Below are 6,896 nucleotides of genomic sequence, written 5' to 3' on the forward strand. Positions count from 1 at the left end.
CTCTTGGAGTCCGCATGCGAGCCGCCCGACTCACCGTCACCGCCGCCGTCGCCACGGCAGCCCTGACCGCCCTCACGGCCTGCACGGCGAAGAGCGACGCCAAGGACGGGAACGCGATCCAGGTGACCGCGGCCGACTCGAAGTGCGAGACCTCCGCCAAGTCGGTACCGGCCGGCCAGGTCACCCTGAAGGTGGAGAACAAGGGTTCCAAGGCCACCGAGGTCGAGATCCTGTTCCCGGACGACCGGATCGTCTCCGAGAAGGAGAACATCGGTCCGGGCACCAGGTACACGCTGACCGCCGAGGTGAAGGCGGGCGCGTACGAGATCGCGTGCCGCCCGGGCATGAAGGGGCACGGCGTCCGGCAGAAGCTCGACGTGACCGGCTCCGGCGGGACCGCCCGGCGCGACCCGAGGCTCGACCAGGCCGTCGCGGGCTACCGCGCGTACGCCCAGGAACAGGCCGACGCCACCGTGCCGCTCACCGAGACCTTCGCCAAGGCGATCAAGGACGGCGACCTCGAGGCCGCCAAGAAGGCCTACGCCCCCTCCCGTCTGGGCTGGGAGCGCACCGAGCCGGTCGCCGAGTCCTTCGGAGACATCGACCCCAGGACCGACACCCGCGCCGACCACCTGGAGAAGGGCCAGAAGTGGACCGGCTGGCACCGGCTGGAGAAGGCCCTCTGGCAGGACAAGAGGATCGGCGCCGAGGAGAAGACCCTCGCCGACCAGCTGGTGGGCGACCTGAAGGACTGGCAGGAGCGGGTCGGCAAGGCCGAGATCACCCCGTCCTCCATGGCCAACGGCGCCAAGGAGCTCCTCGACGAGGTCGCCACCGGCAAGGTCACCGGTGAGGAGGACCGCTACGCGCACACCGACCTGGTCGACTTCAAGGGCAACGTCGAGGGCGCGCAGAAGGCCTACGAGCTGCTGAAGCCGGTCGCCGCGAAGAACGACGCGGCGCTGGCCAAGGAGCTGGACAAGCAGTTCTCGGCGCTGAACACGCTGCTGGACAGGTACCGCCCGGACAAGAACTCCTACGACTTCGTCTCCTACGACAAGGTCACCAAGGACCAGCGCAAGGAGCTGTCGGACGCGGTGAACGCGCTCGCCGAGCCGCTGTCGAAGCTCGCGGCCGCGGTCGTCAAGTAAGCGGAACGGGGGCAGGACGATGACCGAGACACAGGACAGCCGGGGCGGCAGCCCCTCGCGACGGGCGCTCATCGGCTGGGGCGGTGCCGGACTCGCGCTCGGTGCCGCGGCGGCCGGCGGCGCGGTGGCGATGGCCAGGGCAGGCGACGACGTCGACCCGGCCGGTGCCGAGACGGGTGGCGCGGTGGAGTTCCACGGCGTCCACCAGGCCGGCATCGCCACGCCCGTGCAGGACCGGCTGCACTTCGCCGCGTTCGACGTGAAGACCGAGGACCGCGCCGAGTTCGTGCAGCTGCTCAAGGACTGGACGCAGGCGGCCCGGAAGATGACCGCGGGCGCCCCGGTCGGCGAGGGCGCCTACGGCGGGCTCGCCGAGGCCCCGCCGGACGACACCGGCGAGGCACTCGGACTGAAGCCGTCCCGGCTGACCCTGACCATCGGCTTCGGTCCGACGCTCTTCGGCAGGTTCGGCCTGACGGACCAGCGGCCGGCGGCCCTGGCCGACCTGCCGCAGTTCCCCGGCGACAACCTGGACAAGTCCCGCACCGGCGGCGACCTGTGCATCCAGGCCTGCGCCGACGACCCCCAGGTCGCCGTGCACGCCATCCGCAACCTGGCCCGCATCGGCTTCGGCAAGGTCGCCATCCGCTGGTCGCAACTGGGCTTCGGCAAGACCTCCTCGACCACCCCGGACGCCCAGACCCCGCGCAATCTCATGGGGTTCAAGGACGGCACCCGCAACATCGCGGGGACCGAGCCGGACCGCCTGAAGAAGTTCGTGTGGGCCGGTGACGGGGACGGCCCCGACTGGATGACCGGCGGGTCCTATCTGGTCGCCCGCCGGATCCGCATGAACATCGAGACCTGGGACCGCACCTCGCTGCAGGAGCAGGAGGACGTCTTCGGCCGGGACAAGCGCGAGGGCGCCCCGGTCGGCAAGGCCAAGGAGCGCGACGAGCCGTTCCTGAAGGCGATGAAGCCGGACGCGCACGTGCGCCTCGCGCACCCCGACTCCAACGGCGGCGTCACCATCCTGCGCCGCGGCTACTCCTTCACCGACGGCACCGACGGTCTCGGCCGGCTCGACGCGGGCCTGTTCTTCCTGGCCTACCAGCGCGACGTGCGCAAGGGGTTCATCCCCCTGCAGCGCAAGCTCGCGGCGCAGGACGCGCTCAACGAGTACATCCAGCACGTGGGTTCGGCGGTCTTCGCGGTACCCCCCGGCGTCCGGGACTCCCACGACTGGTGGGGCCGCACGCTGTTCTCGAAGGAGGCGTAGCCCGTGTTCTCCAACTACCTGATCGGCCTGCGCGAGGGGCTGGAGGCGTCGCTCGTCGTCTGCATCCTGATCGCCTACCTGGTCAAGACCGGCCGCCGGGACGCCCTGCGGCCGATCTGGACCGGCATCGCCGTCGCCATCACGATCGCGATGGGCTTCGGCTGCGCGCTGGAGTTCGGCTCCCAGGAGATGACGTTCCAGGCGCAGGAGGCGCTCGGCGGCTCGCTGTCCGTCCTCGCCGTCGCCCTGGTGACCTGGATGGTGTTCTGGATGCGGCGCACCGCCCGGCACCTGAAGGCGGAGCTGCACGGCAAGCTGGACGCGGCCCTCGCGCTCGGCACGGGCGCGCTGGTCGCCACGGCGTTCCTCGCGGTGGGCCGCGAGGGCCTGGAGACCGCGCTGTTCGTGTGGGCGTCGGTGCACGCCGCCTCCGACGGCACCCCACGCCCGCTGGTCGGTGTGGCTCTCGGCCTGGCCACCGCGATCCTGCTCGGCTGGCTGTTCTACCGCGGCGCCCTGAAGATCAACCTGGCCAAGTTCTTCACCTGGACCGGCGGCATGCTGGTCGTGGTCGCGGCGGGCGTGCTGGCGTACGGCTTCCACGACCTGCAGGAGGCCGGCTGGATCCCGGGCCTGACCGACCTGGCCTTCGACATCAGTGACACCATCCCGCCGGACAGCTGGTACGGCACCCTGCTCAAGGGCGTGTTCAACTTCCAGCCGGACCCGACGGTCGTCCAGATCACGGTGTGGCTGCTGTACCTGGTCCCGACGCTCGCGGTCTTCTTCGCCCCGGTAGGGTTCGCCTCCGGGAAGGGGAAGGTGAAGGAGCCCGATGACCAGGGAGCACAGCCGTCGACGCCTTCGCAGGCGTGACCGTAACGCACTCATAGCAGCCGCGCTGACCGCTTTGTCGCTGACGGCGAGTGGTTGCGTGGTGGTGCACGGGGAGCGGGTGCGGCTCCCCGCCGCCACCCGGGCCGAGGCCGCCAGGGCGCTCACCGCTTTCACGGACGCCTACAACAAGGCCGACAAGGCCTACGACAGCTCGCTGGACGCCCCCTACGTCACCGGCGCCCTCGCCGACATCGACTCCGCGCGGCTCAGGGCGGGCCACGTCAACAGCCCGTCGGGCAACGCCCGTCACACGCCGCTGAAGCTGACGGACGCGAAGTTCACCATCCCGAAGAAGGCCGGCTGGCCCCGCTGGTTCGTCGCCGACGCCCGGGGCAACAAGGGCGGCGACTTCCGCTGGCTGCTGGTGTTCACGCGGCACGGACTCGGCGAGCGCTGGCAGGTGGCGTACCTGAACTTCGTGGCGCCCGGCGCCGTACCCCGCTTCCGGACGGACCCCGACGGCTGGGCCGAGGCCGTACCGGCGGACTCGCCGCAACTGGCCGTGCCGCCACGGGAGCTGAGCGAGCGGTACACGGCCTGCCTGAAGAACGGCGGCAAGGACTTCGCGGACGGCCCGAGCACCAGCGGGCTGCGCGGCAGCCGCGCGCGGGCGGCGAGGAAGCCGGGCCTGGTCCGGCAGTTCATCGACGAGCCGCTCGGCCACGGCGACTACGCGCCGCTGGCGCTGCGCACGGCGGACGGCGGGGCGCTGGTGTTCTTCGCCACGCGCCACTACGAGAAGCAGACCGCCGCCGCGGGGGCCTCGGTGCCGGTCGCGAACAAGGACGTGCGGGCCCTGACCAAGGGCGAGGTGAAGCAGTCGCTGACGCTCGAGTCGGTGGCCGGCGAGGCCGCCCTGGACCCGGCCGGCGGCGGTCCGGTGCGGATGATGGGGCGACTGGCGGGTCTGACCTCCGCCCGGGGCGAGTGAGCGGCCGGCGCGCAGGCGGCGGGCCGCGCCCGGTCAGTGGCTCAGCGGCCAGGACGCGCCCGGGTGGTCGGACTCCGTGCCGGCGTGCCGGGCACAGGCGTCGGTGAGCGCCTCCAGCAGGCTCAGGGGATCGGTCAGCGGGTGCTCCGGGCCGCGTACCCAGCGCACCCCCTGGCCGTCACCGGGCAGCCGGGCGGGCGGCACCAGGACGTAGGAGCCGCGGCAGTGCCAGCGCAGGCCGGGGTGCTCGTCCATGGTCTCGGGGTGGCAGTCCAGCTCGCACGGCCACCACTCGTCCTCGTCCTCCGGGGTGCCCCGGGTGAGGGCGAAGAACAGCATGCGGCCGTCGTCGCTCTCGGCGACCGGGCCGACCTCGACCCCCTCGCCGAGCAGTTGCTCCAGGGCCTCGCGGCCGGCCTCCAGCGGGACGTCCAGCACGTCGTGCACCATGCCGGTGGCGGTGACGAAGTTGGCCTGCGGCTGGTGCCGGGCCCAGCGCTCGACCTGGCCGCGGTCCGTCGTGGACTGCGTCTGCCAGGCGAACGACACCGGGTGCCGGGCCGGGGTGGGACAGCCGACGCGGTCGCAGGAGCAGCCGTAGCCGGGCGCGGGATACGCGGCGGGGGCCAGCGACAGGCCCGCGTCGGCGGCGGCCAGCAGCAGGGCCTCACGGCCACCGTCGCCGGCGTCCTCCTTCGGGCGGCGTCCGAGCAGCCACCGGGAGATTTTGCCCTGCCGGCCGGGCCGGCCGCCGAACGTCGCGCTCATCTATCCCCTCGGTCTCATGGTCGCCTCGCTGGTGTGGGACAGCATGCCTCATGGTCCCACCTTTGTGCGCTTCGGGGGGCGGGTGGGCGGATAAGGGGGATGCGGGAGGAGACGTGCCTCACATCCCGGGGCGGGGCTCAGCGCGGTGCGATGCCGTGCAGGGCGTAGTCGACGAGGGTGTCGGTGTACGCGTACGTGATCGGCCCCGTCCGCTGCAGCCAGCGCTGGGCGAGGGGCGAGACGAACAGCTCCAGCGCGATACGCGGGTCCACGTCGGCCCGCACGGCCCCGGCGTCCCGCGCCGCGCGCAGCCGCGCCACGTACAGCTGGAGCTGGGGTTCCAGGAGCCGGGCCACGTACTCGCGGCCGAGCTGGTCGTTGACCAGGCCCTCGGCGGCCAGCGCCCGCGCCGGTGTCTCGAAGGCCGGGTCGAGCAGCCCGTCGACGGTGGCCCGCAGCACCGCCTTCAGATCGGCGGCGAGATCACCGGTGTCCGGGACGGCGTACGGCTCCTGCCCCGCCGCCCGGGCCGCCTGCTCGCCGAGGTCCAGGAACGCCTCCAGCAGCACCTCCGCCTTGGACGGCCACCAGCGGTAGATGGTCTGCTTGCCGACCCCGGCCCGGGCGGCGATGCCCTCGACCGTGGTCTTCGGGTAGCCGACCTCGCCGACCAGGGCGAGGGCGGCGGCGTAGATCGCCCGGCGGGACTTCTCGCTGCGGCGGGTGGCGTCGGGGGCGGGCTTCTTGACCATGGGGTCGAAAGTAACAAGGAGCCGGCGCGCGCTACGACAAGGAGTCGTACGGCGGCCAGGCATCGCCCCAGTCGGCGTCCCGGGCCGCCTTGTACAGGTCGCCGTGGCGCTTGGTGACCGTGGTACGGCTCAGCCGCTCGTCGGCCTCGCACAGGTCGAGCAGCACCTGTCCCTTGCGGATCTGGGGACGGCGGACCACCCGGGCGGGGGCCGGCTCCACGGGCAGCCGGGTCGCGGCGACGTAGGAGAACTTCTCGTCCTCGTACGCCAGTGAACCGCCCTTGACCTGCCGGTGCAGGGAGGAGCGGCCGACCCGGGCGGAGAAGTGGCACCAGTCCTGGCCGGGCACGATGGGGCAGGCGGCGCTGTGCGGGCAGGGGGCGGCGACCCGGAATCCGGCCCGGATCAGCCGGTCGCGGGCCTCGATGACCCGGGCGTACCCGGCGGGCGTGCCGGCCTCCACGATCACGACGGCCCTCGCGGCGGTGGCGGCGGCGTCGACGAGGGCGGCACGGTCGGCCCCGGTGAGTTCGTTCAGGACGTACGACACCGTCACCAGGTCGGTGCTCTCCAGGGCGAGGCCCGAGCCGATCCGGGCGCGCTGCCAGCGGGCGTCCGCCAGGGGCGGGTGGCCGGCGGCGATCTCCCGGCCGAGGGCGAGCGCGGGCTCGGCCCAGTCGAGCACGGTCACCGGACGCGTCCCGTCCCAGGTGGCGCTCACGGCCCAGGTGGCCGCGCCGGTGCCGCCGCCGACGTCCACGTGGCTGCCCGGGGTGAAGTCCGGCAGCGCGTCCGCGAACGCCGCCAGCGCCGAGCGGACCGCCGCGAAGGTCGCCGGCATCCGGTAGGCGGCGTAGGCGGCGACATCGGCGCGGTCGCGCAGGATCGGCGCGTCGGTGGGTGTGGCTCCGCGGTAGCTGGCGATCAGCCGGTCCACGGCGGCGGCCACCTCCGTGGGGGGCAGACCGTCGAGCAGCTCGGCCAGTGCGGTGCGGAGAGGGTCGTTCACCCGGCGATTCTAGGTGTACTCGGCCAAGAGGTTGGTGACTCGCGTCGGTAGTTGATCAAGAGGAGACCTCCGGGCGTAGTGGAGATGCCTGTCTTCACGACAACCGGAG

General features: G+C 72.7%; 7 protein-coding genes. 4 read left to right on the plus strand and 3 right to left on the minus strand.

The genetic code is table 11. From position 1 onward, the window contains the following. Positions 1-14: 14 nt before the first annotated feature. The 4 genes from efeO to ABVB68_RS18850 are packed head-to-tail and all read left to right on the plus strand — an operon-like array spanning position 15 to position 4,258. Positions 15-1,151, plus strand: a complete 1,137-nt coding sequence (gene efeO / locus ABVB68_RS18835; RefSeq protein ID WP_353602216.1) for an iron uptake system protein EfeO — start codon at positions 15-17, stop codon at positions 1,149-1,151. Positions 1,152-1,170: 19 nt separating this feature from the next. Then, a complete protein-coding gene (efeB, locus tag ABVB68_RS18840; RefSeq protein WP_353602217.1) occupies positions 1,171-2,430 on the plus strand; it encodes an iron uptake transporter deferrochelatase/peroxidase subunit in 1,260 nt (419 codons plus the stop codon). A gap of 3 nt (positions 2,431-2,433) precedes the next feature. Further along, complete coding sequence (gene efeU, locus ABVB68_RS18845; RefSeq protein ID WP_353602218.1) at positions 2,434-3,306, plus strand: iron uptake transporter permease EfeU; 873 nt, start codon at positions 2,434-2,436, stop codon at positions 3,304-3,306. Further along, positions 3,266-4,258 (plus strand): SCO2278 family lipoprotein, encoded by a 993-nt coding sequence (locus ABVB68_RS18850; protein WP_353602219.1) that lies wholly within the window; start codon positions 3,266-3,268, stop codon positions 4,256-4,258. The genes efeU and ABVB68_RS18850 overlap by 41 nt, the downstream gene beginning before the upstream one ends. Positions 4,259-4,291: 33 nt before the next feature. On the opposite strand, the gene ABVB68_RS18855 is transcribed toward ABVB68_RS18850, so the two are convergent. The 3 genes from ABVB68_RS18855 to ABVB68_RS18865 form a co-directional block, all read right to left on the minus strand. Further along, entirely contained in the window at positions 4,292-5,026 is a 735-nt protein-coding gene (locus tag ABVB68_RS18855; RefSeq protein ID WP_353602220.1) for a bifunctional DNA primase/polymerase, read from the minus strand. 137 nt (positions 5,027-5,163) lie between these two features. Beyond that, positions 5,164-5,778 (minus strand): TetR/AcrR family transcriptional regulator, encoded by a 615-nt coding sequence (locus ABVB68_RS18860; protein WP_353602221.1) that lies wholly within the window; start codon positions 5,776-5,778, stop codon positions 5,164-5,166. Positions 5,779-5,809: 31 nt separating this feature from the next. After that, positions 5,810-6,787 carry a small ribosomal subunit Rsm22 family protein gene (locus ABVB68_RS18865; protein WP_353602222.1) on the minus strand — a complete coding sequence of 326 codons (978 nt, stop codon included), beginning with the start codon at positions 6,785-6,787 and terminating at the stop codon, positions 5,810-5,812. Positions 6,788-6,896 lie beyond the last annotated feature (109 nt).

Origin of the sequence: Streptomyces sp. NPDC096012 (genome assembly GCF_040426375.1) — a bacterium.
In the GTDB taxonomy this organism is placed as follows: domain Bacteria; phylum Actinomycetota; class Actinomycetes; order Streptomycetales; family Streptomycetaceae; genus Streptomyces.